Raw genomic sequence first — 24894 nt, 5'->3', positions numbered from 1 at the left:
CAGAATGGACGACTTCGCAATCATACTCGCTCGCGGCAAAGTCATCGGCCACAAGCGCGCGACGTTCGAGGGAAAATCCTCGTTCGCCGTCCAGCTGCAACGGCTCAACAGCAAGGACGCTGTTGAAATGCTGAATATCAAAATGCCGGATGGCGTGTCGGTCGAGGAATACGCCACGCGCTATCCTCGCGGCTCCGAAATCGAGTTTGCCATCGACGCGGTCGCGGTCGAGAGCAGCCTCTATTTCCGGTTTGTGCGCGACCTCAAGGCGGATGCCCCAGCGCCAGAAAACCGGCGCCCGCGGACAACCGATTCAAAGCCCGTAACCGCGTGATCTGGCCAAACGCTACGGCCGGGCAATTACGCCCGGCCGCCTTTTCCGAGGAAATCAGAAAATGAGCAAGCTTGGTGACTACTACGCGAAGGTTGCGAGCGGCGAGATCAGCCGCAAGGAGTTCATGCGCGATGTGCATCGTGCCAACGCGCAAAATGAGCACCCTATCGGCTTTCGTCTTAAGGACCAGGGTCTGTTCGAGCACGAGTGCGTGCAGGATTACTACAAGGCATCTGGTGAACCGCCGCCAATGCCCAAGGCAAAGGTTGGTCGGCTTGTCCGCCGTACCATCTTTCAGCTCGAAGAAGTCGGTGAGGTGTTCGAGCCGAAGTCGACTAACTACGCCGGACGCGCACCGTGGCTTTACAAACTACTGCACCGGGGGCTCGTCGAAACGACTGAGCAATATATCGAGTACGAGTCGGGCGTGCGTGTAAAGCTCTCGGATGCAGAGATAGAGCGTCTCGGCCCCCAGCCGCTCGGCACGGCGCCGCACTATGACGATCTCCAACTCACGCCGCGTTTGCAGCAGCTGTTCAATAGCGTACGGCGACGCTAGGCCGCCTCAGGGTCGCGCAAATGATGGAAATATTCGCAGTTGTGGTATCGGCCCTGATCGTGGGCGGCGCCGCAAAAATGATTGCCGACAATCGGCCTCGCAAAACAGGCGACCGTTTGCCGGACGGTGTGCCGGTCTGGACAGGCAGCCTTGGCGGAATAATCGTCGCGCATGGCGGGTGGCATATCGCGGATGTGCCGGAGGAATGCAAGGGTGAAGGCAACAGGGAGTCGTTTGCATCGGTCATCGACTACCCCTTTCCGGGCGCCTACTACACCGACAACTTGCGGTTTCGATATGTTCTGCCCTTCACCCGGTCCAAAGGTTATGTCTTTCATTTTGGCGAAGAGCATCCGATCGAGCCTGAAGCAAAGCGCCTTTACATCTTGCGGGAGGTGATACAGCACATCGAGCGTACCTGTGCACCGCAGGTCAAGGCTATCCGCGAGGAGGAGGTCGCGCACGAAAACCGAAAGCGCGAACTGGCGGCGTTCACCTCGCGATTTAAATTACTCGTGGAAGCAGACGCCAGCAGGGCAATTGCGATCATCAAGAGCGGCGGTCAGGCCAAACTGAAAGATTGGCTGAACGATCCAAACTTGAAGATGCTTCCCGACGTTCGCGCAACGCTTGGTAATCTGATTGCTAACGCCGAACGGGATCTGGAATGGGCTCGGCAGCATGAGCAATCCGAAAGAGAGCGGTCGGTGCACGAAGCTGAGCAGAAGGTGATGGCTGAACGGCTCTTGCGCCTTGAGGGACCGATTGCGCTCACAAGCGTCCCTGCTGCCGTCGTGTTTGGAACGCGGGTAAAAACCGGCGAGGATTGGGTGGTGCCGGTCCGCCAGCTGCGGCACATGCTTGTTGCGGGTGTCAGCGGCAGTGGCAAGAGCGTCCTGCTTCACGCCCTTTGTCAGCAGTTTGTGCAATTGCCGGAAATCGGCCGGCTGGTGCTCGTCGACTTGAAGGGTGGCATTGAGTTCGATCGCTACCGCGACAGTGTCAAAACGGAAGTGGTGTGGGAGTTTGGCGACGTGTGCCGCGTCATCGATGATCTCATGCGGTTGATGGCCGAGCGACAGGAAGTCATGCGGCAAAACCGCTGGCAAAACTGGCCGCAGCACGATCGCGTCGTGGTCGTCATAGACGAATACGCCGAGTTGCAAACCGAAATCGACACGGCAAGTGACAAGGAAGCCAGGGCGAGAACAAAGCGGCTTGAGGCTAATATGGTGAGCCTGTCCCGTCGTGCGCGCGCCCTCGGCATTACTCTTGTTTGCGCGTTGCAGAAGGCCACGACAGATTCGATGGCCTCCTCCTTGCGGAACAACCTCGAGTTGAGGCTGGTGCTGCGCCAGAGCAATGCTCTCACAGCCTCCGGGCTGCTAGACATGAGCGGACAGGAAATGAATGAGCTATCAGTGTACCCGACCACGCTGCCCACCGGCCGCTACTATTTCTATGATGCAGGCGGAGGCGGGATCAAATTGTTGCAAGCGCAAATCGCGCCCGGCGTAGTACTGGATTGATCGCAAATATTCCGGCGGGTGGCGAGCACGGCCGCGTCAGCGGCCGCGCGCAGCCCCCGCCTCTTTTTTCCTTAGATACCTTGTAACATCTCAAGGGATTCATGTCATGCGGCCGTCAGTCGCTTCAGCGCCGTGGCATGGTGTCCAGCGTCAAGCTCGATGCCGATAAAGCAGCGCCCGGTGAGTTTTGCGGCAAGCAGGGTCGAGCCGGAGCCACAGAACGGGTCAAGCACGACACCGCCTGGCTTGCAGAATGACTCGATGAGGCGTTGCAACGGCTTCACGGGTTTCTGCGTCGGGTGTAGCCGGTTGCCGGTGTAGGCCCACGGCACCACATCCGGCAGCGGCTTTGCGGGAAGCGTGGCGCTGCCCTTGGCGAGGAGATAGCCTTGCTCGTGGCGGTGCTCGAAGAACTGCCGCGAAGCCGCGTAGCGCTTGGCAAAGACAACGTGACCGACAACCCGGAAGCCGAGGGCTTTCCAGACCGTCAGGAATTGGTCGGCAGCGTGCCAGCCGTAGAAGCTGAAACACAGCGAGCCTGGCTTCATGACGCGGTAAACCTCGGCAAAAGCCGGGTAAAGCCATGCCAGGTGGTTATCATTGGCAATCGTCTGACCGTCGCGTGAACGATAGCGCACGCCATAAGGCGGGTCTGTCAGCACGAAATCGACGGATGCGCTGGAAAGCTCGCGCATGGTCTGGATGCAGTCGCCTTGCAGGATGGTGGACTGTTGCATGGTTACCCCGCAAACGTCACGGCAAGAGCGAGCAGAATAAGAGCGCCGAAGGCACAACTGGCGAGCTGCTTCAGCTTCCGCACAAACTGGGTCGAAGGTGGCGCCAGTAAGGAGTGCGGTTCATGTTCAAGGCCCTTGCTGTGTTGAGAGATGACATAGGGGCGTGACGCAGCCACCTCCGCCTGTATGCCGCCAAATGCGTTGCTGCTATCGATGATGTGCCGCAGGTATTTGGCGACGACATCGCCGTTGCGGTACGGCACAATGCCGTCGTTGTACCGGAGAAAATCCCGCATCTGTTGTACGGCTTCGTTGTCGTTTTTGATGGTGACGGTAGTGCTCCATGTGGTTGAGGCCATGGGAAGTATGCTTTCATTATTTCAGTTTATACCCAAGGAAAGGTCAGGCGCTTGCGGAGGCCGCACGGCGGCCGAACGCATGCGCTCACCATTTTCCTTCGATACCGGCGCGCAATGTGTGGTAGGATGGGTGAGCCCCGTGGTTGAGCGGGGCTTTTATTTGGCCGCAGCTCTGTAGCTTGTCAAAAGGCTCTGCCCTACAAAAGCTGTTGTGAGGGACACGCTAAGCGTCGCGCGGCAGACTCGTCGATGTCGTGGCGAAAACACCGCCAGCAATGAAATCGGCGGCATGACTGTGCACAACGTCCAAGCGGCCTTACAGGATAACAAGCTTCGCGGTCAGGTAGCAGAATCGGCAGCTTTCGCTTCTCGTCCCAAGCGCTTGATGCCTGACACCACTTGAAATGCAAAATCCGTCAAAAAAATAGAATTCAGGGAATGCCAAACCGAGTTGTAAACGATTAGCCCGTGAATGGCCGCGTGCCGGTTGGGAACCGGATCAGACTTTAACTTCAACCTATTTAATTCATCTACCTTAACATAGATATGATCGGTCAACCGCTCATAGAGCCCGAGAGCATAATAGCCAGGCGGGTTGGTTTCGCTGATCGTCAATTCCATTCCTGGTTCGCCGATTACCTTTTCAATCTTCAGACTACCAAGGCAATCTCCCCTTAGCTCGACGCGAGCAACCCGCTCAATTTCCGGCAAAAGGAGGCGACATACAGCACGGTAGAATCCGCTTTGGTGTGCGGCTAAGGCCTCGGCTAATGTGGTTTTCGCTTCGTCATCGACATCAAACCTCTGCGCGCGACTTTCAAGGTCGTGGCAAACTTCTTTCCAGTTGTCGCGGTAATGCTGCTCAATCTTGATCTTAAGAACATCGTCGGCATCGTCACCATCAAGCAATGCAAAGGGTGTGGAGGGGTGCGGCAACAAACCGATCCTATCGAGGACGCGTTTGCGTCGTTCTGTTTTCTCCAGTTGCTCAAAGAGTCGTATTTGTTGAGGTGACGGTCGTGGAAGGAGCGCTTCAACTCGCTTCACGTTCTCCGTAATTCGTTGAACGGCTTCGAGAGAGGGAAGCGCGGCATGTTCAAGCCTGCGCTGCAACTCAACCAGCGGCCTTGCTTGTTCCGCTAGGCGCCTTTGGATTTCCGGGAATACGGCCAAGGCATCGACCTGAACCTTGGCGAGAGCGGCCATGTCGAGCTTGGGAATAGCCATTGGCTTGATGTCTGGTACCTTTGCCAGCGCCCTCAATATCGATTCGATTCCTGGAAATACCTGCCTTTCATTTTCGGATGACATCTTAAGATCGCGCTGCCTCCGCTGCGATATATCCTGCGAAAGCCGTGATAAATGACCTTAGGTTGGAAAGCTCGGACATGTCAGAAGATTCACCGGTGTGCACGGCCGCTCGCGGCGAGCTTACTCTAGCGAGATGACGCACAGCGTCGTGGAATCGCATTTGCGATTTTGTAGGCACGTTATCGGTACCCCCGCTTCAGCTTGCGGCTGCGTAGCGTTAAGATCGTTCGCACGTTGCGAACAATGCCTCGGCGTACTGCTCGGCGCCGCCCTTCACCCACTCATCGTTAACCACCAGCGTCCAAGCCAGGACGGCCAGGATGTCGATCACCAACGCGCCCCAGATTGCGGGATTTCCCGCTTTGCGTAGCTCAGCGATGAAAAGCTTCATGTCAGCAACGGCCTGTGGCCAGACATCGATCTGAGCGGCTATAGCCACTAGCGACGCTACGATTGCGATAAGGGCGCCCCACAAACCCATAGTTCGCATTCCGCGCATATTGCGACGGAATCCGTACTGTGCATTTTCTTTATCGACGAGGGGCGCCGTTTTGCGAACTTTCTCCTTTAGCCACTTAATAGCGGAGGCATAAATTGCATCGGCTGCGACCTGATTTTTCTTCTCGTCGGCATGCGACGGAAATTGCAGGTCAGGCAAACGAGCCGCTAGATATTGGTGATACCGTCGGCGGGTGTGTTCATCTAGCCTACTCGTGTGCCGCAATAGATAAGTCGTGGGCCAGCCACCCCACTCGTCCAGCAATCGTCGTTCGACAATTTTGCCACGGCTTCTGGCTATTGAGCTGAGCCAATAGAGCAAACCACACGACGTTGCGATGGTCAGCAATGTCGAGCCGATATGAGACGTGACCAACTCTGGAAACCATGCAAGGGCTGTCACGAGCGGCGTAAAAACTGTCAGCAGCGCTGGAAACAGCCGGGCCTGCCGGCTGTACCCATCGAACAAGTTTTTTAGATCCTCAACCACTGCGCTTTAGTCCTCTTGCTCGGGCGGGTAAGGCTCCGGCGTTGCAGCATACCACCCTCGATCGGGGGCGCCTTTGCTCACGCACTTGCCCGAGCCTTCCGTCGTAAGCACATTCGCGCCGCGATGAATCATGGCACGGATTACAGATTTGCGAGGATGGTCCGGGTCTGCCTTTGCCGAGCTAACAACGGCAGTCCACGTGCCGTTCTGTTGATTGGCTAAACGAGGCCCGAGAAGTTCGTCGAGTAGATCAGTAGTGACGTTGTGGCGTCCACCATGATGCGGCACCTGGAAGTAGTGAAGGCCGGGTAGCGGAATGCCGAGAGCTTTGGCGTAGTCGATCACTTCCCGAAGGCCACTCCGACCAGTATCGCCAGTAAGCATAATGCTCTTGTCTAAAATGCGCGTGTACTGCACCACGCTCATTTCGTTTTCGGTGCTTGTTTCTCCTGCCGGAAAATACTCATCTCCCCAAGCCGCCCGTACCAAGGCTGTAACCTGTTTGGCTGCTTCCACAACGAACGCACCGGCTTTCGCAAGTATCCCTTCGTCCTTGGCACCTTCCGGCGTCTTGCCGGACTCAACGATCAGATCAAAATAGCGTTGGCGCGTCGGGGCCATGACCCAGAACGCACCGATCGTGGCACCCTGAAATGGCTCGACGATCTGGATGCCGCGTTTGTTCGCGATGTCTTCGAGTGCTGCCAGGTTGGGGAAAGCCGAACGAAGCGCGCTACGGAGTCTGTCAACACTGGAATAGGTCGGAAAGCGACCAATAAGCTGATCCGAATAGAGCCAAGGTCGGAGCATCCAGAGCGCGCCGATTTCAAAGCTGTCGAGCACGGTCTGCAGCCCTCCAGCATGATCTCCATCGTTATGAGTGCAGATAACATGATCGATGCGCTGAGGATTGCCGTAATACTTGTTGATGTGGTCGACGACGGATTGTCCTGTCTTTTGATACCCGCCATCCACAACGTGGATATAGGTTTTTCCGGCTATTTCGTACCGAACACAAATGGCGTCGCCGCTGCTCTTAGCTTCAACGTCTAAAAAATCGACTTCAAAATAATCGGCCAATTCCACCCTCCGACATGATTCCGAGCATGCTACCAGACGGTGTGATACAAGAAAAATGCAATCATGATGATCAACAGAAGATCGCAATAGTGTATTGATCGGCCTAATGTCAGCCCCGGCAAACACCGGGGCTTTTGAGCCACAGCCACGGCACGAAATCTAGTCAGTGATACCCCTTGCGGGCTTTGCGGCTGTAGTGGCCAACCATGGCTAGGTCGGCGGTGCCGCGCGTCGGGTAATTCTCGGTGCGCACCTGACCCGCGCGACCGAGGCGCCCCCATTCCCGAATAAGCGACCAGCCGCCGAACAAATCGGGCTGCACGTCGAGCTTATAGAACCGCTGCATTTTTTGTGTTGGGTCGATGCGGGTGAGAACGATCGCGGTCATGCTTGCCCCCTTGATATTGTCGAGCGGTGAACGCCGTAAGACTCGGCCAGCTTCACCTGGGATTCGCCGTTGGCCAGGCGCTCGCGTATCTCTGCGAGCTGCACGGCCTTGAGCTTCGGTTTGCGGCCCATCTTCACTCCGCGCGCCTTCGCCTGCCTACGGCCCTCGTTGGTGCGTTTGAGGATGCGCTCGCGCTCGTCCTCGGCCATGGCTGAAAACAGCGCCATGAATCCTTTGCCCATGGGGGTGTCGAGGTCGATGTAAGACCTATCAAGCACGCGGATGCTGGCACCGGCCTCGATGACGGATTTGATGATATGCAGGCCGTCCCAAATCGAGCGTGTGGCCCTGTCCCACTCGGCCAGCACCAGCTGGTCGCCCTTGCGTAGCTGCTCAATCGCCAGTTCGAGCTGCGGCCGACCGGCTAGGCTCTTGCCCGAAGCCTTGTCACTAAACACCGGGTTGCAGCCGTACTGCTTCAGCGCCTTCAGCTGGCGCGTTAAATCCTGCTGGGTCGTACTGACCCGAGCGTACCCGATAAGGCGGCGTTTTCTGCTCATACATTCGCAACTGATTTATGCGGCATAATAAGCCACTGATAAATCAGCGTCAAAAGAAACGTGCAGAATTCTTAAATTTTGCACGCACGCAACACCGCCTGTAGCCCTGTTGCATCAAGGGTATGGCGATTCAGCAGGCCCTGTCAGGCATGGGAGATGCCCGTGCGTATTCCGCTGCGCGAGATTGCCGCGTTCGTGGGGAAGTAAATCGCTTTAGTGTCTGTCCGAGATAGGCGCCACAGCAATTCGATACGTCTGTGATGGCGACGAATATCAGAACGCAAGATTGGCCTGCGTGTGCTGACAGGGAAAGGTGCCAAGATCGACACCACGACCGCATCCGGCCGTATGGTGTTCGGTATCTTCGCCACACTGGCCGAATTCGAACGCGATCTGATCCGTGAGCGCACCATGGCCGGTCTCGCCGCAGCAAGAGCGCGCGGACGAAAGGGAGGGCGAGAATTCGCCCTCACTAAAGCGCAGGTGAGCCTAGCCCAAGCCGCAATGGCTCAGCGTGACACGTCCGTTTCCAAGCTGTGCAAAGAACTGGGGATCGAGCCTGTCACTCTTTACCGATATGTTGGCCCGAAAGGTGAACTCAGAGATTATGGCCTGCGGGTTCTGGGGCAGGCGTAATACATCTGGCCTCCCGAATGCGGGCCAGCTCGGCCGCACGCAGTTCATCCAGTTCGCGAGGCGAAATCTTTACTCGCTGCGTTTCAGTCAAAGCCCAGACATGCCCGAATGGATCGAAAAAGCTTGCCACTCGCTTACGTTCGTCACTGATCTCAAGGCGATTTCGGATCGTTCCTCCTGCAGCAATGGCCTGCTGCAGCGTCTTCTCAGCATCTGCGACCGTGAGCGAAAAAATCGAATTTACCGCGCCATTTGCCTTCGGGAAGAAAGGGCCTCCTCGATGAGGCTCCGCCTCCCGCCTCGGGTTGGCACCAGAGACCGTGATTTTGATCCCGCCTAAGTCGAGATCTATTGCATAGAGAACATTGCTATCTTCATGCGTTCCCATATGGGAGGCGTTAAACGCCGACCTATAAAATGCGGCGGCTTCCTGTTGGCGACCATGTTCCACGAAAACAATCACGGCTAGTTGTTTTTCATGTTCGCAAACGGCACTTAGAACCTGCCAATTTGCGAAACCAAGTTGGCGAGCGACGATTTCAAGGCATGCGCTGTGTGAAAGCTGCAGATTGTGCTCCTCCAAAACTTTGCGAAGAGCCTTAGCCATAGATTTCGAGTCGGAAAAGGAAAACATAGTTTGATCCTCAAAGGGCGCGTCGTTGTCAGTGCTTGCATTGCTGACGGTCGCCCATAAGGGTCAAACCAGGATTATCCGCGCCTTCGCCATTCCAGAGGAGCAAGCGGCTGGCCGCACGGTGCCAAGCGTCAAACTATTGGCGGAGAATGATTCGCGCAATGTCGAGCTCGCGAAAGTGGTCCTCGGCTTAGCGTAGGATTTCGCCCTTCCGCAAACGACCCCGAGATAGCGCAGCAGCTCGGAACGCAGTTTAAAACCGACGGTGGCGGCAACCATGAATGATATTTACGGTCGACATACCTCTATGAAGTGGGTAACCGGGTCGATGCGCATCGTGTTGTAGTGCGCGGCATCGCACGGCTCGCTGCCGCTGCTGGTTAGCTTGAGCGTGCCGGATACTTCGCCACCGGCACCTTGTAGTGCCTTCACGAACGCCGAGCCGCTCACGATGCGGTCGCCAGCGGAGGTAATGCCGGTCAGGCTGCTGCCGTCGCCCACAAAGCGCGAAGCCGATACCGTGCCGGAGACCTCCAGTGCGACCGTGGGGCTGTTGATGTTGATGCCGATGTAGGTGTTGAACGCACGGCCGAGGTCGCCAAAGATGGCATTGCCGATGCTGAGCTGGTTGCTGCCGGTGCCATTCTGTACATCGGCATTGGCGCCGATGGTGATGTTGTTGGTGCCGGTGGTGATGAGGCGGCCAGCATAGGCGCCTATAGCAGTATTACTGTTACCGGTGGTGATACCATCAGCCACCATAGAACCCATCAAGGTGTTGCCGCTGGCCGTCGTCAGGTTGGCGCCGTTACCTGCCTTATAGCCGAATACGGTGTTATCGCTGGCAGTATTGTTTGTGGGCGTGCTGCTGCCGACAAGGGTGTAATAGCCAAGCGCCGTGTTGCGCACGGCACTATTGCCAGCGCCGCTCGTGCCCGAGATGTTCGCCATTGATTTTTCGCCGATGGCGATAAGCCCGGACGGCATCATATGGCTGTAGAGCGCAAAGTAACCCAGGGCGATGTTGCTGCTACCAGTCTGGTTCATTTCCAGGACATGCTGGAAGCCCATGGCGATGTTGCTGCCGCCGGTTCGGTTGTAAGTCATGGCGCCATTGCCAATGCCGATATTACCGGTACCGGTCGAGTTCAGGTAAAGCACCCAAGGGCCGACAGCAACGTTGTTACTGCCGGAGGTATCAGCGTTCAACGCGTTATACCCAATAGCGACGTTATTGGCGCTGCTGACTGTTTTAGCCAGGGCTCGGGTACCAATGGCCGTGTTTTGTGTAGCCCAGGTGGCACTGGCCAGGGCACCGATGCCAAGCCCAACGTTGTAAGTGCCAGTGGTGATGCTACTACCGCCCAGCGACCCCAGGAACATATTGCCGCTGGCCACCGTGCTGGACGCGTCAGACAGATCGTTGATACTGATGACTTCGGGCGATACGGAAGACGCTATGACGCCGGTCAGGCCGCTGCCGTCACCTATGAAGGTCGCCGCCGACAAATTACCGCTCACGCTCACATCACCTGCTGTCGTCAGGCTCGGCGCATAGGTGGGGCAGCCGATGTCACCAGCCCTTGAATGTTCGCCAATACACAGGCGATTGGTGTTGTTGCCCAGCGTCGAGGAAATGACGGCGATGTTACCCCAGTCCTGGGCCACAGCAACGCTCGCCAATAAGGCCAGCATCAACCCGAGCAACACAGCGCGCATGAACTAATAATAAGGCTAAGCCGCTGAATCTGTATCGCGCCGCGTTTACTTTGGCGTCATGTGTGTGGCTTGCCCAAGCCGCATTCCGGCTTAGGCAATGGCCAGCCGCTTGCCTGCGCCAGGCGCGCGCTCAAGCCCCCTGCCCTTGTGGTGCCGAGGCGAACACCTGGAGCCGCAGGCAGGGCTTGAACGCCAAGCGGCCTGCGCGGGGTATTGCGTAAGGGATTGTGACCCGGATGGCGGAGATAGCGCAGCAGCTCCGAACGTAGTTTAAAACTCGGCCTGTGAAGGCACGCCAATCCATCATGTTTGACACGATCACCAGCTGGCTGGAGATTGCTGAAAGGGCTTTTTTCTGAGATCGGCCTGTCAGGAGACGTAATGTTTAGGTGGTTTGTTGGAATTACCTTGAGCGTCATTGCGGCGGCGGTCATCGCAGGCGGCGTTGTGTGGTATCTGGATCGACCTAGCTCTTACGATGAATGTGTGGTCAGGGAAATGCGCGGCCAACCGTCAGTCGCGATGTATACGGTTCAGAAGGTATGCGCGATCCGGTTTCGTAAGGAAGAAGAACTCCCGCTGTCCTACCTTGGTAAAGGCCTCGATATCAGCATGATGCCGGATTTTGACAAAGACCCCGGCGTCGTTTTGATGGGAAGCAAGAATTTCGACAATCCTCCGATGATCTTCACCGTCACGAAAAACGATACTGACTACGAAATCACCCGCGCTCACGTGAAGGTATCCCACAAATGGGAGGCGGATTGCAGCGTCATCGCGGACGGCGATTGGTTCGATGGCCCCGAGCTGATCTTTAAGAACAACGTCGCTAATGTTAATATGCCCGGCGAACTCGACGAGAAAACAAAACTGCATCGCGCTCCGTTTTGCTACCGGTATACAGGCATCTGGGGAACACCTCGAAAGCAATGAGGCTATGCTGGGCTTTTGCGTGAGGGATTGTCACCCGCACGGGCGGAGATAGCGCCGCAGCTCCGAACGCAGTTTAAAGCCCGTCCGGAACGGCACGCCGATCAATTCAAAGCAACAGCACGAACAAACGCTGAATAAAACGGCTCATCCATCGACACAAGCAACGCGCGCTCGATGGGCATGCACAACGTCAACACCTTGCTACGCCGCACCGCGGGCACCTCGTCGAGGTCGAATATCAGCCCTTCGGGATAGATGGTTTTCGCCTTCACGTCGAAAGCCACCATCCCGACGCCGGGAATCCCCACGATGTAATCGGGGCGTTTGATTTGCTCGCGCAACGGCTCCGGCACGGTCAGGGGTGATTGTTCGACATAAATGTGCGGCAGCACGGCCGCGTCAAGCCATTTGCGGAAAGCGGATTCAGCCTGAGCACCCTTGGTGATGTCGGCCGGGGCGATAATATGCGGGCGGCGGCGCAGCTTCATGCTGTCGGATGATGCGCGCCGCCAGCATGCGCTGACAGTACCACGAAACTGCTGCATCAGCATGTCGGCCGTGGTATGGTTCGGTCAAAGGAAAGCGACAAACTCATGGCAGGCAAGGCAATCAACGTCGAACTCGGCTCGAAGCAGCAGGCGATTCTCCGACAACAGCTGGATTCCGGCCGATACGAGAACGCCAGCGAAGTCATGAATGACGCGCTCCGCCTGATGAGCGAGCGCGATGCCGTGTTTGATGAGTGGCTGCGGCAAGAGGTCCTGGCCTCAGTTGCCGACAAACGGCCGCCCTCGCCGATTGACGAGGTTTTCAAGCGGGTACGGACGCGGATCGCCAGGAAGGTGAAAGCCGCGAAGCGTGTCGCGTAAGGTCGTCTTCTTACGTCGCGCCGAGAACCAAATGGCCGACCTCGGCTATTACATAGCCATGGAGGCCGGCTTGGCTATAGCCAATGGCTATCTCGACCGCATCTATGCCATGTGTATGAGCCTGGCAGACTTCCCCGAGCGCGGGCGAAGCCGCGAGGATATTCTGTCTGGGCTGCGCACCATCACCATGGAGCGGCGCGTGACCATTGCATATCGCTTGCGTAAACAGCGGGTCGAGATTGTTGGCGTGCTCTACGCCGGCCAGGAATTGAGGCGAACGCTGCGTAAACGTAAATAGGGGTGCAGGGTATCCCTGCCGCCTGGTGGTGTGGAGGCGTGCGCAACGACCTCCGCTGGGTGCTGGGTGGCGTAGCCCTAAGCACCACGGGAAGGGTTCGGGGAGGCTCCCTCCCCGATGCCGGCAAACCGGCAACACCGCTGAAAGCGCCCTCACTACTCGCTGCCCTCGGTAGTGAGGGCGCGAACCGCAAGCCCTGCGGATACGTCATGGCGGTTCGATGTTCCAACCAACACGGGGATTTTTCAGGCCGTGCAGAATAGGCACGGTCCCTGCATCGCCGGAGTGCCGGCGAGTGCCAGAAGCATGATGTCCGGCTGCCACCGCGCAACACGCGGAAACCCCGGCCGCAAGGCCACTACCTTTTCAAGGAGCAAGCCATGACGAGACCAAAGCGGCCGGGCGTATCCCGGCAACCACGCGGCGTGTGCAACCCCACGGGCAATGCCAGCCGCAACCCCGAAGGAGGGAAGTAATGACAGGAACACGCCACACGTCGGCAATGCCAGTGCACAGCGCAGGAAGAGCTGGCCGCATTCCTGGTAGCGAACCGGTTACAGACCAGAACGAGGCAATGCGGCGTCGCTCGCCGTGTTGAAGCGACCACTCCGCCGAATGGCGGGCCATTGCAGCCAAGGCTGCAACGGCGGTCATAAACACTCACGAAAGCAACGAGAATGGATGTGCTAGCCTATGACCTGAAAGGCATCGCCCTGGGCGATGGTGACGGGTCGTATCTGACGCGCATGCAACGACACCGGGGCTTGCAGCTCATGGCGCGCGACCTGCGCGCCCTTGGGTTCAAGCTTCCGGCCGCGTCGTCCTTGAAGCCGCGCCATGTCGAGGCCCTGCTTGATCATTGGCGCGCGGCGCGCCTCTCGGCCGGTACCATGAAAAACCGCATGGGATGGTTACGCTGGTGGGCCGCTAAAGTGCGTAAACCCAACGTGGTCCCGCGTGACAACGATAGCGCCGGCATTGCCAAACGTGCGGCCTTCGCCGGCAACCGCGCCCATGTCGTGCAAGGCGAAAAACTCGCCGCCCTTCCCTTGTGTCACCAGCTCGCGCTGCGCTTGCAAATGGCGTTCGGCATGCGGTTGGAGGAAAGCCTGAAATTCCGGGTCGGGCAGGCCGATAAAGGCGATCGACTGGTAATGCAGCCGAGCTGGTGCAAGGGCGGCCGCGCCCGCGATATTCCGATCACGCATCCGCGCCAGCGTGCCTTGCTCGATGAACTGCGAAGGGTGTGCGGCGACGGCTCACTGATTCCACAGGGAGAGCGCTACATTGATTTTCGCAAGGATGTCGAGCACGAGACTTGGGGCGTCGGCATTCGCAACATGCACGGCCATCGCCACTGGTATGCACAATGGCGGTATCAAACGCTGACAGGCCGCCCCTGCCCTGCGGCAGGCGGCGCGACGCATGAACGGTTGAGCCGCACCGAGAAAGCGGCGGACTTCCGCGCCCGCATGCAAATCAGCAACGAACTGGGCCACGGCCGGCTGAACGTCACCGATACCTATCTTGGCAGTCGCTTCGCGAAGGCGCAGACTCGGACAAGATGAAATTTGAATTGGCCAAGCTGGTTCCAGAGCTGGAGCGCGCGCGACAAGTGGCGCTAGAGCGGTTAGCAGCCGAGCATTTGCGCAGCGACAAGATAAAGCTGCAGCTCCACGATGCCGCAAAAAACGGCCATCGTGCGCTGCGTTTACCTCTGCCCGACGGCATCGACCTCAGCAAAACGGATGGCGCGGATATGCTCAGGCAATGGGCGAAGCAGAACGCGCTCACGGTGGACTGGATTTCGCGAACAGCCACTCTTGAGGCGGGCCGCCAGGCCAGCGGTTTCGACGTTGAGATTTCCTGGTAATCGCATCGTCGTAAAATCGTAAAGGCGTTTTTGCGGCGAAACAGCCACAGAGCCAGCGCTGGTTTCAGCCAGGTAGCTGTCAAACGGCCTTTGTCGTGCAATCGTAATTGCGACAAATCGCAAAGGCACAAACACGATGATCATTGGAGTCCTCAATCAGAAAGGCGGGGTTGGCAAAACCACCATCGCGATCAACTTGGCGGGCGTATACGCCAAGAGCGGGCAGCGTGTGCTGTTCATCGATGCCGACCCGCAGGGCAGCGCGCTCGCATGGTCGGCAGCGCGGGAAGCCGAGCCGCTTTTTGCGGTCGTCGGCATGGCGAAGCCAACCTTGCACAAGGAATTGCCGGACATGGCCGCCGATTATGACGTGGTAATCATCGACGGCGCTCCTCGCGTCAGCGAGCTGGCGCGGTCGGCGATCCTGGCCAGCGACATCGTCATCATTCCCGTGCAGCCGTCGCCTTACGATGTATGGGCCGCAGCAGAAACGGTACGGTTGGTCGAGGAAGCCCGGCAAATCCGGGAAAACTTGCAAAGCGTATTTGTGGTCAATCGCAAAATCGTAAATACGGCGCTGGCCCGCGCAGTCTATGCCGCGCTGGCCAATTTCAGCGGCACCATTTCGGATGTGAGCCTGTGCCAGCGCGTGGCCTACGCCGAAAGCGCGATGAACGGCCAAGTGGTGCTGGAGACGGCCCCGCGCAGCGAGGCTGCGCGCGAAATCACCCGGCTAGCACGAAGCATCGCCGCTCAACTGACAACGAAAGCCCAAGCTGCATGAGCAAGAACATCGCCTTCAAATTGCCCCTCAAGGTCGTTGAGAACAACACCGCCGACGCCTGGGTGGGGCAAGGGGTTGAACCGCATCTGCAACCGCGCGCCGAACCGGCGGCACCGGCCGAACGCATGAAGCGTCTGACGATCGATGTGAGCGAAAGCCTGCACGCGCGCATCAAGGTGGATTGCGCCAGGCGCGGCGCCAAAATCGCCGATGAAGTGCGCGAGTTGCTGGAAAGGCATTTCCCCACATTGTCGTAAAATCGCAAAATCGTATTTGCGATGGCATAGCTGCCCAATTCGGCGGCGATGCGCTCGCCGGCCACCACTGGCAGCGCTAGATTCCGCCGCATGCACTCCCTCACGCTCGATCTGTTGCCGCGCGATACCTTCGCGGGTCTCAGCCTGCATGAGCGCAATGACTACCTGCAAAAGCTGGCGGCCGAATTTTCGGCAAAATCCGGCCGGCCGCCATTCCAGCTGGATAAAAATGCCCTGGCCCGGCTGCGTCGGTTCTACATGCGCCGCAGTTTCGCCGATCTGGAACCCAGCGAGGCGAACCCGCGCGTCGTCGACTCCGAACTGGCGGCTGCCTTGCGCCGTCTTGGCGAGACCATCAAGGCCAGCGAACGTAAAGAGGATATGGCCGGTATGCTCAAGGCTGAACTGCCGGGGCCTCTGTTACGCGAGGCACCGGCCAATGACGAGCAGTTCTCGCTATTCGTGCCGGCGATCTACGACGCGGCGCTCAAGGACGACGTGAACCTGATGGACATCGCGCCTTTCAGCATCGCCAAGAACCGCCGCGCCACGGTCATTCGTTACGAACTCAACGACAGCATCATCACCGTCGACGGCAGCGCCGAGCATGGTCTTGCCACCGTGTTCGACTACGACATCTTTCTGCACATGGTGTCGTATCTCGCCGAGGAAACGCGGCGCTACCGCATCGACGAAAGCAAGGGACTGCGGCCAAGCCTGCCGCCGCGCGCTTATTGCCCCAGCGCCTCGCACATTCTCAAATTCTGCCGTCGCAGCTCCGGCGGCAAGCAATACAAAAGCCTTGAAGCGGCGCTGGATCGCCTGGCCGGCACCCGTGTGAAGATTGTCCCACTGTATGGCGGCAAACGGCGCGAGGTGGTAAATGTCCCGCTCATCGACAAGTACCGTGTCGTCAGTTCAACCGCCAACGGTCATATCGACCACGTCGAAATCAATATCCCAACCTGGGTGTATGATTCGGTGGTGCGCGAAAAGGGCACGCCGCAAATCCTGACGCTCAATCCGGACTATTTCTTGATTACCCTCGGTCTTGGCCGCGTGGTGTATCGCCTCGCGCGGCGCGCGGCCGGCCGCACCGAAGCCCGCTATTCGATCGGGGAGATTCACAAGCGCAGCGGCTCGCCTCAAGCCCTGCCGCAATTCACCCAAATGCTGAAACAGCTGGTCGCGCACAGCAAGATGTTTCCGTTTCCTGATTATGACCTCGACTTCATCGACGGGCAGAGAGGTCAGCTTCTGCGCATGCGGTTTCGCGGCGAAGGTGCTCATTCGTCGAAGGAAACGTCTGGCGCGCTGTCTTTTGCCATTTGATTTTTGACAATCCATTTTGACAAAATCGTACATCGGCTATCGATGGCCGTACATCGGCTATGACAACCCGTACATCGGCTATGACATCCCGTACATCGGCTATTCGCAGGCCGTACATCGGCTACGTGGATGGCACCCAACCACATGAAAGCATTGAAGTGATTTTGGCATATCCCCAAGGTACGCCGCGCTAAAACTTCTTAAAACTATGAACACCCCTAAAACGCCTTCGGCTGATTTTTTTGTGAATGTCAAAAAGAAAGGAGGCGAAGAAGGAAGCGCACCCTGGTGAGCAGAACAGAGTGCGACTGTGACGCGCCACAACGGCGCTCAAATAATTTGCGAGGTTGAGGATGAAACCCAACCTAGTTCGATGACGAAAAGCATTTAAAGCCGGCTTCATAAGGGCGTGTACTCATTGTCCGCTCAATCCCAAACAGCGGCGGGATAGCAGATATTGCCCGATCTCGCAGAAGGGCTAGAAACTGACATCGCGTTCGCAGTCTTGACCGGCAACTCACACCGTCATCTCACCGCCCGGGACTTCCGAGCGTGGTCCGCTGCTTCCTGTCCCGTGTCTTGTTGGGATCTTCGATCGCCTCTACCGACTGGATGTATTCGGCAATATACTCCGGCGGCAGGCCGTGCTCCTTGCCACCTGCAAGTACAAAGTCCTTGTACCAGCCGTAGGGTTTGAGGCTGTCGTCGATGTAGTCGGGGGTGGCGAGATAGGTAAGAACCTTCCGCCTGCGGCCTTTGTCGTTGATAACCGTGACCATCGCGTGTTTGTAGCCGCTGCCGACGCCTTCGGCCTCATCTAACTTGCCTCGCTCGGCAGGATCGAAGCTGAACAGAACTCCGATCACGCTATTGTCGTTGCCACTGGCAAAAGCGTTGCACTTTCCGGACTTATCAATGCTGCGCTTATGGAAGTGAAGCGCATGACCCGGCAGGGTAGCAGTGCCAAGCGGCTTACAGCTTGGCATGTGCTTGCGCAGCCGGGCGGTCGACATGTTGGGCCCGTAGGCAAAATAGACGAATGGCTCAGGTGGCCCGGTCTCTATTTCCTTCAGCGGCTCTATCGGCGGATTGCCGGGCTTCACGATCGTGCGCAGCGGAACCGTCATGATGCCGTGCTCGTCGGAATCTTCGCCTTCGCGAGTGATGATGGCCTGTCCATTCTCAAGGTCGAGGATTGGAACGGGTCGACCGGTCCATCCGCAGTCGGCGCAGCGCGGTCGTTCCCAAAGTACGCCGGGTACCGCGGTATTTTCGGCCTGTTCGGGTTCGAGACGCGGTGAGTGGCAGTCCGGGCATTCATTAGGCACACCGCGCAACTCGCGAACGATAGGTGAAATCGCCATGCCGCTGGCGTGCTGGGTCAACGAATGCGCCATGTCGGCATCAAGCCAAGTCGCCGACTTTGAGTGCGTAAGCCAGTTGGAAAACGTCCATGCTGACTCAAGCGCACCCTTGAGGGCCCCGCGACGCTCCTTGTTGGTGTCGCCGGGCAAAAGAGCGTTGCAGATGATCTCCGTCCACGCGCGGAAGTTCGCACGCTGCGGCGGTGTGTCGGTCCAAATTGCCGCATCCTGCGCAACGGCGATCAGCTCAAGTAGCGTTTCACGACAGCGGACGCCGACGGCCTGATAACCCGCGAGGTTATGCGCCTGTGTCACGGCGGTGCCAGCTTCTTTTATCTTCTCGAAGACGGGACCGAACGGGAGGATGCGTTGATCGCCCTCGTGCTGTTCTTCTGTACGCGGGATGCGAAGGATCAGGCCAATATGGAAGGTCAGAGCAAGGTCCATATTTGGGAACTGTTCTTGAGAGTAGAGATTTGTGCCGCCTGTGATGACCCACCAGCGATCCTTGTTGGTGTGGATGTCCCACACGTCGTGTCGGGTGTTTATGACGGCCTCCGAGTAAACCTTCTGCATGAAAGTCACTTCGAGGTCGGGCGCCTGCCATTCAAAGTATTCCCGGACTTCCTCGATCTCCTCTGCGGTAGCTTTCAACATAATCAGCTCCCGCGATGGGCTCGTCGCACCGCGCTTCAGTGGGTTGCGAAAGCCTCAACAATAAACCGATGTCGCTGAGCTTTCAAAATCCAGCGCGGCAACGCGGGATGTCGGCTTTGGGTCATAAACGACAGAACTCAAGGTGAGCAATAATAGGTCCGCTGTCGGGTACGTAGCGACGCCCCCTTGGGTCGATCAAGTTGCCGCCGATTCATCCACGCCCTGGTTTTGAGCGCGACGTGTGTTGCGACCTCGCAAAGTGATTCGCGCAAAGCGATTCGCATGCGCCGTCAAGGAACCAAGCGCGAAAACAGGTGATTCGCGACAACCTTATTTTAGCCCGCGCGCCCTGCCTCCAGTAAGCATTTGAAAATATTTGAAAATCGTAAAACTCAAAAAACAATTAAGGGGGTTGCGATGTATGCAATTTTACACCCCTAAATGGGGTGGCCCTGACGCGCACGTTTTTAGGATGATGCCGTGTCCAAGCGAACTGCAAAGATTACGCAAGCTGAACTGGAGCGCGTTTTTCGCGCCGCCAAAGCGCAGGGCTTGCAGATTGCGAGGATCATCGCGCGCTCGGATGCTTACGTGATTGAGACCGACGTCAGTCCAGAGCCGACCATTGCGCCCGCAATGGCCAAGCGCAAACCGGTGCTGTGAGGAACCATGCCGAAGCGTCGCCCGCCCTATCTGCAGTCCGAGCGCACTCGCCACGGCGCGCGGGTTTGGTACGTGCGCAAGCATAAAGGCGCGCGCGTCAGGTTGCGGGCGGAATACGACAGCCGGGCTTTCTGGCAGGAATATGCCGACGCGCTGGAAACCACATCGCTGGTTTCTTTGCCTGCGAAGACAAAAGCCAGTTCATTGAAGTGGGCCCTGGACAAATACCACGCCTCGTCAGCGTGGGCGGCGTTGTCGCTGGCCACGCGCCGGCAACGCGAGAATATTTTCCGGCGCGTCATTAAGAGCGGTGGACATACACCGCTGGAAGACATCAGCGATCAGATTATTCGTGAGGGGCGCGAACGCCGGGCAATGACGCCTCATGCCGCGAATGGCTTCATCAAGGCCATGCGAGGATTCTGTGCGTGGTGCGTTGAAGAAAATCTGATGGCAACCGACCCGACGGCCGGCGTCAAGCTGCTGACGGGGCCGAACGATGCGGAAGGTTTCCATACCTGGACGCAGACCGAACTCGACCGCTTCGAAGCGCGCTGGAAGATCGGCACGCGCGAGCGCCTGGCTTTCGACGTGCTGCTTTACACGGGCTTGCGCCGGGGCGATGCGGTCCGCGTCGGCCGGCAGCATGTGCGCGATGGCGTGATCAGCATCCGCACGGAAAAGCACGCGCGTGGCAAACAGGGCGAACTGATCACAATACCAATCCTGCCGCCACTAGCGACATCGCTTGCCGCCGCACCGACAGGCGATCTGACCTTCCTGATCAACGAACGCGGCCAGCCCTGGGTCAAGGAAAGCTTTGGCAACTGGTTCCGCGACGTGTGCCGTAAGGCCCATTGCCCCGGTTCCGCGCATGGCCTTCGCAAGGCTGGCGCGACGCGCGCCGCTGAACAGGGCGCCAGCGAGCGCCAGTTGATGGCGATCTTCGGCTGGACCACAGGCAAGATGGCCCAGCATTACACACGATCAGCCGACCGCGCCCGGCTGGCGCATGATGCCGCGCAACTGTTGTTGCCGGTACAGGCCACGAACGAAAAACGCCCGCACCTTGCCGAGGGTGCGGGCAGAAAACCCAAACGCTCAGGAAATTCAGGAGTCTAGTTTATGAATGGCGTCCCGGAAGGGAGTCGAACCCCTGACCCCAGGTTTAGGAAACCTGTGCTCTATCCAGCTGAGCTACCGGGACTGTACGCCGAACCCTGCCACTTATCCGGCACATCAGCGTCTCGGGCAAGCCGAATCGTTTTGCCGATTCAAAAGCTGGTGCCGTCGCGCGGCCCACTCCAACCGGACCGGAGGTCTCGCCAACATGCACTACCGGTACGGCTCGCCATTTCACAAGGCAGGCGTCCTAAAGCAGACGTCCTAAAAAGGACACGGCGACCCGTTACGCTCGTCGAGCGCTTTTTCCCGGATCCGCCATTCATCTTCCCAGCCACTCTCGTTTCGCTTGCTGAATGAAGCGGCAGCCTCTTCGCCCGCCAAAAATGCCTTGTGACTGTCATATGGCAACCTTATCTTTTTTGCCGCGGGGCTGGATCGCAACAGGAGATGATCATGGGTTTGCTCGACGTCCTCAACGGAATGCAGAACGGCCCGCGCGGTCCAAGCGAGCCCAATAAGGAAAGCGAAAGCAGCGGCATGTCGCCGCTGACAATGGCGATCCTCGCTGTGCTGGGCTACAAGGCGCTGAAACATCTCACCGGAAGCCATTCTGGAGCCAACCCGTCCGCGCCGCCGGCTCCCACGCCCAGAAGCACGATCAATGCGGGCCCACCCGGAGGCACGGTCAATGCTGGTCTGCCCGGCAGCGGAGGCGGCCTTAGTGACCTGCTCAAGGGCGGGCTTGGTGGCCTGCTGGCAGGCGGTGCGGCCGGAAGCATTCTGAGCGGCGGCCTCGGCGACCTGCTGAAGCAGCTTCAGAACAAAGGCCATGGTGAGACAGCTAATTCCTGGGTTAGCCCGGGACCAAACAAGCAGATCGCACCGCGCGACCTCGCCGACGCGCTCGGCGCCGACCAGATCAACGCCCTGACAGCACAGACCGGCCTGTCGCGGGACGAACTGCTCGCCGGATTGAGTCAGCACCTGCCCGAGGTCGTCCACCATCTGACGCCCGACGGGCGCCTGCCGACGGAGAATGAGCTATCGCGATTGCTTTAGGATTGCACTCGCTGCGGGAGTGGTCGCCCCCGGGGGCTGACCGATCTCGCGGAGAGTTCACCGTCACGATTATTTTGAGGAGGGATTTTCATCATGAGCGGCATTCTCTGGATCATTCTGGTCGGCTTCATCGCCGGCGTTATCGCAAAGTTCTTATCGCCCGGCCCGAACAATCCGAGCGGATTCATCCTCACCACGGCGCTCGGCATTGGCGGTGCGTTCCTCGCCACCTTCATCGGGCAGTCGATTGGTCACTACAGCCCTGATCAGGGCGCAGGCTTCATCACCTCAACCATCGGCGCGATTGTGGTGCTGTTCATCTGGAACAGGTTGGTCGCGCGCGGCGCGATTTCCGGTCCTGGATCGAAATAGCAACCTCGTCCTCGGATAACGTCTTGAGGCGCGGTCATCAGGCCACGGCCAAGCCTCCCGGCACGTGCAATATTTTGCTCGGAGTGGTGCTCTGTGGAATGTTGTTCAGCGCAGCGCCGACACTCGCCGACGGTTGCCAACCGGTCATTCAGAACGACGGCGTCGTGAGCGCTGTCATTGACCCGCGGACGCTCCGTCTCGATGATGGCCGTGACGTGCGTCTCGCGGGCGTCGAAGTGATCGCGGGAGAGGCCGCCAATCGCCAGCCAGCACTCGCAGGACTGATCGGTCGGCGCGTGATCCTGCGCGGAGAGCGCGACGATCCGGATCGCTATGGCCGACAAACCGCCTTCATATATCTTGGACCATCCGCGATTTCGGTCCAAAGTGATCTTTTGGCACGCGGCGACGCGCTTGTGTCTGCCGACGTCACCGACAAGGCGTGCGCGGCGGAACTCACGGCTGCGGAAACGACAGCGCGACAGGCCCGGCGTGGAACCTGGGCAGAATTATCTATCGTCAAAAACGCTGAACGTCCGGGCGATATTTTGGCGCGTATTGGGCAGTTCACCATCGTGGAAGGCTACGTCCGGTCTGTCAGGCAGGCCGGCGGCACTATATATCTCAACTTCGGCCCACGCTGGACACGAGACTTTGCTGCGACTATTTCAAGGCGCATACTGCCATCCTTCGAGGCGGCAGGCGTAGTGCCGACGTCTTTCGAACATCGGCGGGTTCGGGTCCGCGGCTGGGTCGAACGACGCGGAGGACTGCGGATTGAGGTGCTCCGGGTTGGGCAGATCGAAGTGGCCGGCGACTAGAGGGCTCGGTGTTCTGCCGAAGCCAACCGGGCCTACGCTGGACATACAAGATGCGGCGGTCGAGTGTCAGCATTTGCCATCAGATTTGCTGACAGATTGCGACTGCTGAAATCGAAACTTCAATCCGAGGGAGAACGTTGCGACCATGACGGCGAGCCCAGTATGGCGCGGGACAGGAGTGAGCCGCCTTTTGGCTGCGCCTGTCGTGCTGCTCTGCGCGGCGCTTGCCCTCAGTGGATGCGGCGACATGACCCGGTTCCAGACCGACTCTCCCTCATCCGTCAAACCGATAAAGCCCGCGCGGGCCGCGACCCATACTCCAGCGTCCGACCGCGAGCACGAGCGCATCCTCGCCTCTTACGGCGGGGCGTATGACGATCCCAAACTCGAAGCGCTGATCAACAAAACGGTCGAGCGGCTTGTGGCGGCGTCCGAGCGGCCCGACCTCACCTACAAGGTCACGATCCTCAATTCAGGCGCGGTGAACGCCTTCGCGCTGCCAACCGGCCAGCTTTACGTGACACGCGGCCTGATGGCGCTGGCCAACGACACCTCGGAATTGTCCTCCGTGCTGTCGCACGAGATGGCGCATGTTCTGGCCAAGCACGCCACCATCCGGGAAGACCAGGCGCGGCAGGCCGCCCTCGTCAGCCACGTCGTCACCGAAATGGGAACCGACCCGGATCTGACGGCGCTGGCGCTCGCCAAATCCAAACTGACGCTCGCAAGCTTTTCGCGCACCCAAGAGTTCGAGGCCGACGGCATCGGCGTCGGGATTTCCGCGCGGGCCCATTTTGACCCCTATGGCGCAGCGCGCTTCCTGACGGCAATGGAACGCAATGCGGCGCTCAAGGCCGGCAAGCCCTCGCTGGACCCGCGCTCGCAGGACTTCCTGTCATCGCATCCCGCAACGCCAGAACGCGTTCAGAACGCGCAGGTCAATGCGCGGCAATACAGTGCTCCCGCGCAAGGCGAACGAGACCGCGAGACTTACCTCGACGCGATCGACAACGTTGTCTACGGCGAGGATCCGAGTGAGGGGTTCGTTCGTGGCCGGCGTTTCCTGCATCCAAAGCTCGGCTTTACGTTTCAGGCGCCAGAAGGTTTCGTACTCGACAATACGGCTCAGGCAGTGATCGGCGTTCGCGAGGGCGGCAGTCAGGCCATGCGTTTCGACGTGGTCCGGGTGCCCGCGGAACAGAAGCTTACCGAATATCTCAACTCCGGGTGGATGGAGAACGTCAACAAGGCATCGACCGAGGAGCTAACTATCAACGGCTTTCCCGCGGCATCAGCGGTTGCCAGCGGTGAGGAATGGCAGTTCCGGATTTATGCCTTGCGCTTCGGCAGCGACGTCTATCGCTTCATTTTCGCCACCCGTCGTAAGACAACGGAAAGCGAACGCAACGCGCGTGAAACGGTCGCCTCCTTCCGCCGTCTGTCGCTGGACGAGATTCAGGCAGCACGACCGCTGCGAATCAAGGTGATCACCGTACAGCCGGGCGATACCGTGGAATCGCTGTCACACCGCATGGCAGGCGTCGATCATCCCGCCGAGCGTTTTCGCGTCGTCAATGGCCTCGATCCGCGCGCCCAAGTCAGTGTCCGCAGCCGGGTCAAGATCGTGGTGGAGTGACGCGAAGCACCGCGCAT

The 24894-nt window shown here is 58.6% G+C and carries 29 protein-coding genes, 1 tRNA gene and 1 pseudogene; 19 read left to right on the top strand and 12 right to left on the bottom strand.

Going from position 1 to position 24894, the window contains the following annotated elements; translation table 11 throughout:
• Positions 1-4 precede the first annotated feature (4 nt).
• From B2M20_RS02410 to B2M20_RS02400, 3 genes are all read left to right on the top strand, one after another.
• On the top strand, positions 5-334 hold the full coding sequence (locus B2M20_RS02410) for a hypothetical protein (RefSeq protein ID WP_079445506.1): 330 nt from the start codon (positions 5-7) through the stop codon (positions 332-334).
• Positions 335-395: 61 nt separating this feature from the next.
• Positions 396-893, top strand: coding sequence for a hypothetical protein (locus tag B2M20_RS02405; protein WP_079445505.1), 498 nt, complete (start codon positions 396-398; stop codon positions 891-893).
• A 20-nt stretch (positions 894-913) separates the two neighbouring features.
• Positions 914-2422: an FtsK/SpoIIIE domain-containing protein gene (locus tag B2M20_RS02400; RefSeq protein WP_079445504.1), complete on the top strand. Its 1509-nt coding sequence runs from the start codon at positions 914-916 to the stop codon at positions 2420-2422.
• 104 nt (positions 2423-2526) lie between these two features.
• On the opposite strand, the gene B2M20_RS02395 is transcribed toward B2M20_RS02400, so the two are convergent.
• From B2M20_RS02395 to B2M20_RS02365, 7 genes are all read right to left on the bottom strand, one after another.
• Positions 2527-3159, bottom strand: a complete 633-nt coding sequence (locus tag B2M20_RS02395) for a DNA methyltransferase (protein WP_079445503.1) — start codon at positions 3157-3159, stop codon at positions 2527-2529.
• Between the two features lie 2 nt (positions 3160-3161).
• On the bottom strand, positions 3162-3518 hold the full coding sequence (locus B2M20_RS02390; RefSeq protein ID WP_079445502.1) for a hypothetical protein: 357 nt from the start codon (positions 3516-3518) through the stop codon (positions 3162-3164).
• 339 nt (positions 3519-3857) lie between these two features.
• Complete coding sequence (locus B2M20_RS02385; protein ID WP_079445501.1) at positions 3858-4829, bottom strand: hypothetical protein; 972 nt, start codon at positions 4827-4829, stop codon at positions 3858-3860.
• 217 nt (positions 4830-5046) lie between these two features.
• Entirely contained in the window at positions 5047-5817 is a 771-nt protein-coding gene (locus tag B2M20_RS18885) for a hypothetical protein (RefSeq protein WP_139372813.1), read from the bottom strand.
• Between the two features lie 6 nt (positions 5818-5823).
• Positions 5824-6897: a ComEC/Rec2 family competence protein gene (locus B2M20_RS02375; protein WP_139372812.1), complete on the bottom strand. Its 1074-nt coding sequence runs from the start codon at positions 6895-6897 to the stop codon at positions 5824-5826.
• 163 nt (positions 6898-7060) lie between these two features.
• Complete coding sequence (locus tag B2M20_RS02370) at positions 7061-7285, bottom strand: WGR domain-containing protein (protein ID WP_079445499.1); 225 nt, start codon at positions 7283-7285, stop codon at positions 7061-7063.
• Positions 7282-7845: a recombinase family protein gene (locus B2M20_RS02365; protein WP_079445498.1), complete on the bottom strand. Its 564-nt coding sequence runs from the start codon at positions 7843-7845 to the stop codon at positions 7282-7284. The genes B2M20_RS02370 and B2M20_RS02365 overlap by 4 nt, the downstream gene beginning before the upstream one ends.
• Positions 7846-8109: 264 nt before the next feature.
• Between B2M20_RS02365 and B2M20_RS02360 the strand changes: the two are divergent.
• A pseudogene (locus tag B2M20_RS02360) lies at positions 8110-8481 on the top strand (recombinase family protein); the annotation flags it as partial.
• Here the strand turns inward: B2M20_RS02360 and B2M20_RS02355 are convergent.
• Positions 8444-9115, bottom strand: a complete 672-nt coding sequence (locus tag B2M20_RS02355; protein ID WP_139372811.1) for a glyoxalase superfamily protein — start codon at positions 9113-9115, stop codon at positions 8444-8446. The pseudogene B2M20_RS02360 and the gene B2M20_RS02355 sit on opposite strands and share 38 nt — an antisense overlap.
• A 25-nt stretch (positions 9116-9140) precedes the next feature.
• On the opposite strand from B2M20_RS02355, the gene B2M20_RS19370 reads away from it, so the two are divergent.
• Positions 9141-9314, top strand: coding sequence for a hypothetical protein (locus B2M20_RS19370; RefSeq protein WP_158081482.1), 174 nt, complete (start codon positions 9141-9143; stop codon positions 9312-9314).
• 89 nt (positions 9315-9403) lie between these two features.
• On the opposite strand, the gene B2M20_RS02350 is transcribed toward B2M20_RS19370, so the two are convergent.
• Positions 9404-10834: a hypothetical protein gene (locus tag B2M20_RS02350; protein WP_079445495.1), complete on the bottom strand. Its 1431-nt coding sequence runs from the start codon at positions 10832-10834 to the stop codon at positions 9404-9406.
• Positions 10835-11170: 336 nt separating this feature from the next.
• Here B2M20_RS02350 and B2M20_RS02345 point away from each other — a divergent pair, with 336 nt between their 5' ends.
• Positions 11171-11767, top strand: coding sequence for a hypothetical protein (locus B2M20_RS02345; protein ID WP_139372810.1), 597 nt, complete (start codon positions 11171-11173; stop codon positions 11765-11767).
• Positions 11768-11868: 101 nt separating this feature from the next.
• Here B2M20_RS02345 and B2M20_RS02340 read toward each other — a convergent pair whose 3' ends face one another.
• Positions 11869-12318, bottom strand: coding sequence for a hypothetical protein (locus B2M20_RS02340; RefSeq protein ID WP_244553385.1), 450 nt, complete (start codon positions 12316-12318; stop codon positions 11869-11871).
• Between the two features lie 42 nt (positions 12319-12360).
• Between B2M20_RS02340 and B2M20_RS02335 the strand changes: the two genes are divergently transcribed.
• The 7 genes from B2M20_RS02335 to B2M20_RS02305 all read left to right on the top strand — a co-directional run bounded on the left by B2M20_RS02335 (position 12361) and on the right by B2M20_RS02305 (position 17180).
• On the top strand, positions 12361-12636 hold the full coding sequence (locus tag B2M20_RS02335) for a type II toxin-antitoxin system ParD family antitoxin (RefSeq protein WP_079445542.1): 276 nt from the start codon (positions 12361-12363) through the stop codon (positions 12634-12636).
• Entirely contained in the window at positions 12626-12934 is a 309-nt protein-coding gene (locus tag B2M20_RS02330) for a type II toxin-antitoxin system RelE/ParE family toxin (RefSeq protein ID WP_079445493.1), read from the top strand. The genes B2M20_RS02335 and B2M20_RS02330 overlap by 11 nt, the downstream gene beginning before the upstream one ends.
• A gap of 677 nt (positions 12935-13611) precedes the next feature.
• Complete coding sequence (locus B2M20_RS02325; RefSeq protein WP_079445492.1) at positions 13612-14502, top strand: phage integrase N-terminal domain-containing protein; 891 nt, start codon at positions 13612-13614, stop codon at positions 14500-14502.
• Between the two features lie 8 nt (positions 14503-14510).
• Complete coding sequence (locus B2M20_RS02320; RefSeq protein WP_244553383.1) at positions 14511-14807, top strand: hypothetical protein; 297 nt, start codon at positions 14511-14513, stop codon at positions 14805-14807.
• 136 nt (positions 14808-14943) lie between these two features.
• Positions 14944-15591 carry a ParA family partition ATPase gene (gene parA / locus B2M20_RS02315; RefSeq protein WP_079445490.1) on the top strand — a complete coding sequence of 216 codons (648 nt, stop codon included), beginning with the start codon at positions 14944-14946 and terminating at the stop codon, positions 15589-15591.
• Positions 15588-15848: a plasmid partition protein ParG gene (locus B2M20_RS02310; protein ID WP_079445489.1), complete on the top strand. Its 261-nt coding sequence runs from the start codon at positions 15588-15590 to the stop codon at positions 15846-15848. Before parA ends, B2M20_RS02310 begins: the two co-directional genes overlap by 4 nt.
• 90 nt (positions 15849-15938) lie before the next feature.
• Entirely contained in the window at positions 15939-17180 is a 1242-nt protein-coding gene (locus B2M20_RS02305) for a replication initiator protein A (RefSeq protein WP_079445488.1), read from the top strand.
• A gap of 530 nt (positions 17181-17710) precedes the next feature.
• On the opposite strand, the gene B2M20_RS02300 is transcribed toward B2M20_RS02305, so the two are convergent.
• On the bottom strand, positions 17711-19201 hold the full coding sequence (locus B2M20_RS02300; RefSeq protein ID WP_079445487.1) for a gamma-glutamylcyclotransferase family protein: 1491 nt from the start codon (positions 19199-19201) through the stop codon (positions 17711-17713).
• A gap of 480 nt (positions 19202-19681) precedes the next feature.
• Here B2M20_RS02300 and B2M20_RS02295 point away from each other — a divergent pair, with 480 nt between their 5' ends.
• The gene (locus B2M20_RS02295) at positions 19682-19864 is read left to right on the top strand and encodes a hypothetical protein (protein WP_079445486.1); all 183 of its coding nucleotides are present in this window, start codon (positions 19682-19684) and stop codon (positions 19862-19864) included.
• Between the two features lie 6 nt (positions 19865-19870).
• Entirely contained in the window at positions 19871-20986 is a 1116-nt protein-coding gene (locus tag B2M20_RS02290; protein ID WP_079445485.1) for a tyrosine-type recombinase/integrase, read from the top strand.
• Positions 20987-20994: 8 nt separating this feature from the next.
• Here B2M20_RS02290 and B2M20_RS02285 read toward each other — a convergent pair.
• Positions 20995-21071 (bottom strand) — tRNA-Arg (locus tag B2M20_RS02285).
• Positions 21072-21442: 371 nt separating this feature from the next.
• On the opposite strand from B2M20_RS02285, the gene B2M20_RS02280 reads away from it, so the two are divergent.
• The 4 genes from B2M20_RS02280 (at position 21443) to B2M20_RS02265 (ending at position 24877) form a co-directional block, all read left to right on the top strand.
• On the top strand, positions 21443-22048 hold the full coding sequence (locus tag B2M20_RS02280; RefSeq protein ID WP_079445541.1) for a YidB family protein: 606 nt from the start codon (positions 21443-21445) through the stop codon (positions 22046-22048).
• A 93-nt stretch (positions 22049-22141) separates the two neighbouring features.
• Entirely contained in the window at positions 22142-22420 is a 279-nt protein-coding gene (locus tag B2M20_RS02275; protein WP_079445484.1) for a GlsB/YeaQ/YmgE family stress response membrane protein, read from the top strand.
• 98 nt (positions 22421-22518) lie between these two features.
• On the top strand, positions 22519-23241 hold the full coding sequence (locus tag B2M20_RS02270) for a thermonuclease family protein (protein ID WP_079445483.1): 723 nt from the start codon (positions 22519-22521) through the stop codon (positions 23239-23241).
• 145 nt (positions 23242-23386) lie between these two features.
• Entirely contained in the window at positions 23387-24877 is a 1491-nt protein-coding gene (locus B2M20_RS02265) for a M48 family metalloprotease (RefSeq protein WP_079445482.1), read from the top strand.
• The last annotated feature ends 17 nt before the right edge of the window (positions 24878-24894 follow it).

The organism is Nitrobacter vulgaris (assembly GCF_002028545.1).
GTDB classification, from domain to species: Bacteria; Pseudomonadota; Alphaproteobacteria; order Rhizobiales; family Xanthobacteraceae; genus Nitrobacter; species Nitrobacter vulgaris.
This window is presented reverse-complemented; position numbering and strand designations above follow the sequence as displayed.

Bases quoted from the DNA above. Each gene is read 5' to 3' on its own strand.
- B2M20_RS02410 (WP_079445506.1), top strand. From the start codon at position 5: ATGGACGACTTCGCAATCATACTCGCTCGCGGCAAAGTCATCGGCCAC.
- B2M20_RS02405 (WP_079445505.1), top strand. From the start codon at position 396: ATGAGCAAGCTTGGTGACTACTACGCGAAGGTTGCGAGCGGCGAGATC.
- B2M20_RS02400 (WP_079445504.1), top strand. From the start codon at position 914: ATGATGGAAATATTCGCAGTTGTGGTATCGGCCCTGATCGTGGGCGGC.
- B2M20_RS02395 (WP_079445503.1), bottom strand. From the start codon at position 3,159: ATGCAACAGTCCACCATCCTGCAAGGCGACTGCATCCAGACCATGCGC.
- B2M20_RS02390 (WP_079445502.1), bottom strand. From the start codon at position 3,518: ATGGCCTCAACCACATGGAGCACTACCGTCACCATCAAAAACGACAAC.
- B2M20_RS02385 (WP_079445501.1), bottom strand. From the start codon at position 4,829: ATGTCATCCGAAAATGAAAGGCAGGTATTTCCAGGAATCGAATCGATA.
- B2M20_RS02370 (WP_079445499.1), bottom strand. From the start codon at position 7,285: ATGACCGCGATCGTTCTCACCCGCATCGACCCAACACAAAAAATGCAG.
- B2M20_RS02365 (WP_079445498.1), bottom strand. From the start codon at position 7,845: ATGAGCAGAAAACGCCGCCTTATCGGGTACGCTCGGGTCAGTACGACC.
- B2M20_RS02355 (WP_139372811.1), bottom strand. From the start codon at position 9,115: ATGTTTTCCTTTTCCGACTCGAAATCTATGGCTAAGGCTCTTCGCAAA.
- B2M20_RS02350 (WP_079445495.1), bottom strand. From the start codon at position 10,834: ATGCGCGCTGTGTTGCTCGGGTTGATGCTGGCCTTATTGGCGAGCGTT.
- B2M20_RS02340 (WP_244553385.1), bottom strand. From the start codon at position 12,318: ATGCTGATGCAGCAGTTTCGTGGTACTGTCAGCGCATGCTGGCGGCGC.
- B2M20_RS02335 (WP_079445542.1), top strand. From the start codon at position 12,361: ATGGCAGGCAAGGCAATCAACGTCGAACTCGGCTCGAAGCAGCAGGCG.
- B2M20_RS02325 (WP_079445492.1), top strand. From the start codon at position 13,612: ATGGATGTGCTAGCCTATGACCTGAAAGGCATCGCCCTGGGCGATGGT.
- parA (WP_079445490.1), top strand. From the start codon at position 14,944: ATGATCATTGGAGTCCTCAATCAGAAAGGCGGGGTTGGCAAAACCACC.
- B2M20_RS02310 (WP_079445489.1), top strand. From the start codon at position 15,588: ATGAGCAAGAACATCGCCTTCAAATTGCCCCTCAAGGTCGTTGAGAAC.
- B2M20_RS02305 (WP_079445488.1), top strand. From the start codon at position 15,939: ATGCACTCCCTCACGCTCGATCTGTTGCCGCGCGATACCTTCGCGGGT.
- B2M20_RS02300 (WP_079445487.1), bottom strand. From the start codon at position 19,201: ATGTTGAAAGCTACCGCAGAGGAGATCGAGGAAGTCCGGGAATACTTT.
- B2M20_RS02290 (WP_079445485.1), top strand. From the start codon at position 19,871: ATGCCGAAGCGTCGCCCGCCCTATCTGCAGTCCGAGCGCACTCGCCAC.
- B2M20_RS02280 (WP_079445541.1), top strand. From the start codon at position 21,443: ATGGGTTTGCTCGACGTCCTCAACGGAATGCAGAACGGCCCGCGCGGT.
- B2M20_RS02275 (WP_079445484.1), top strand. From the start codon at position 22,142: ATGAGCGGCATTCTCTGGATCATTCTGGTCGGCTTCATCGCCGGCGTT.
- B2M20_RS02270 (WP_079445483.1), top strand. From the start codon at position 22,519: ATGTTGTTCAGCGCAGCGCCGACACTCGCCGACGGTTGCCAACCGGTC.
- B2M20_RS02265 (WP_079445482.1), top strand. From the start codon at position 23,387: ATGACGGCGAGCCCAGTATGGCGCGGGACAGGAGTGAGCCGCCTTTTG.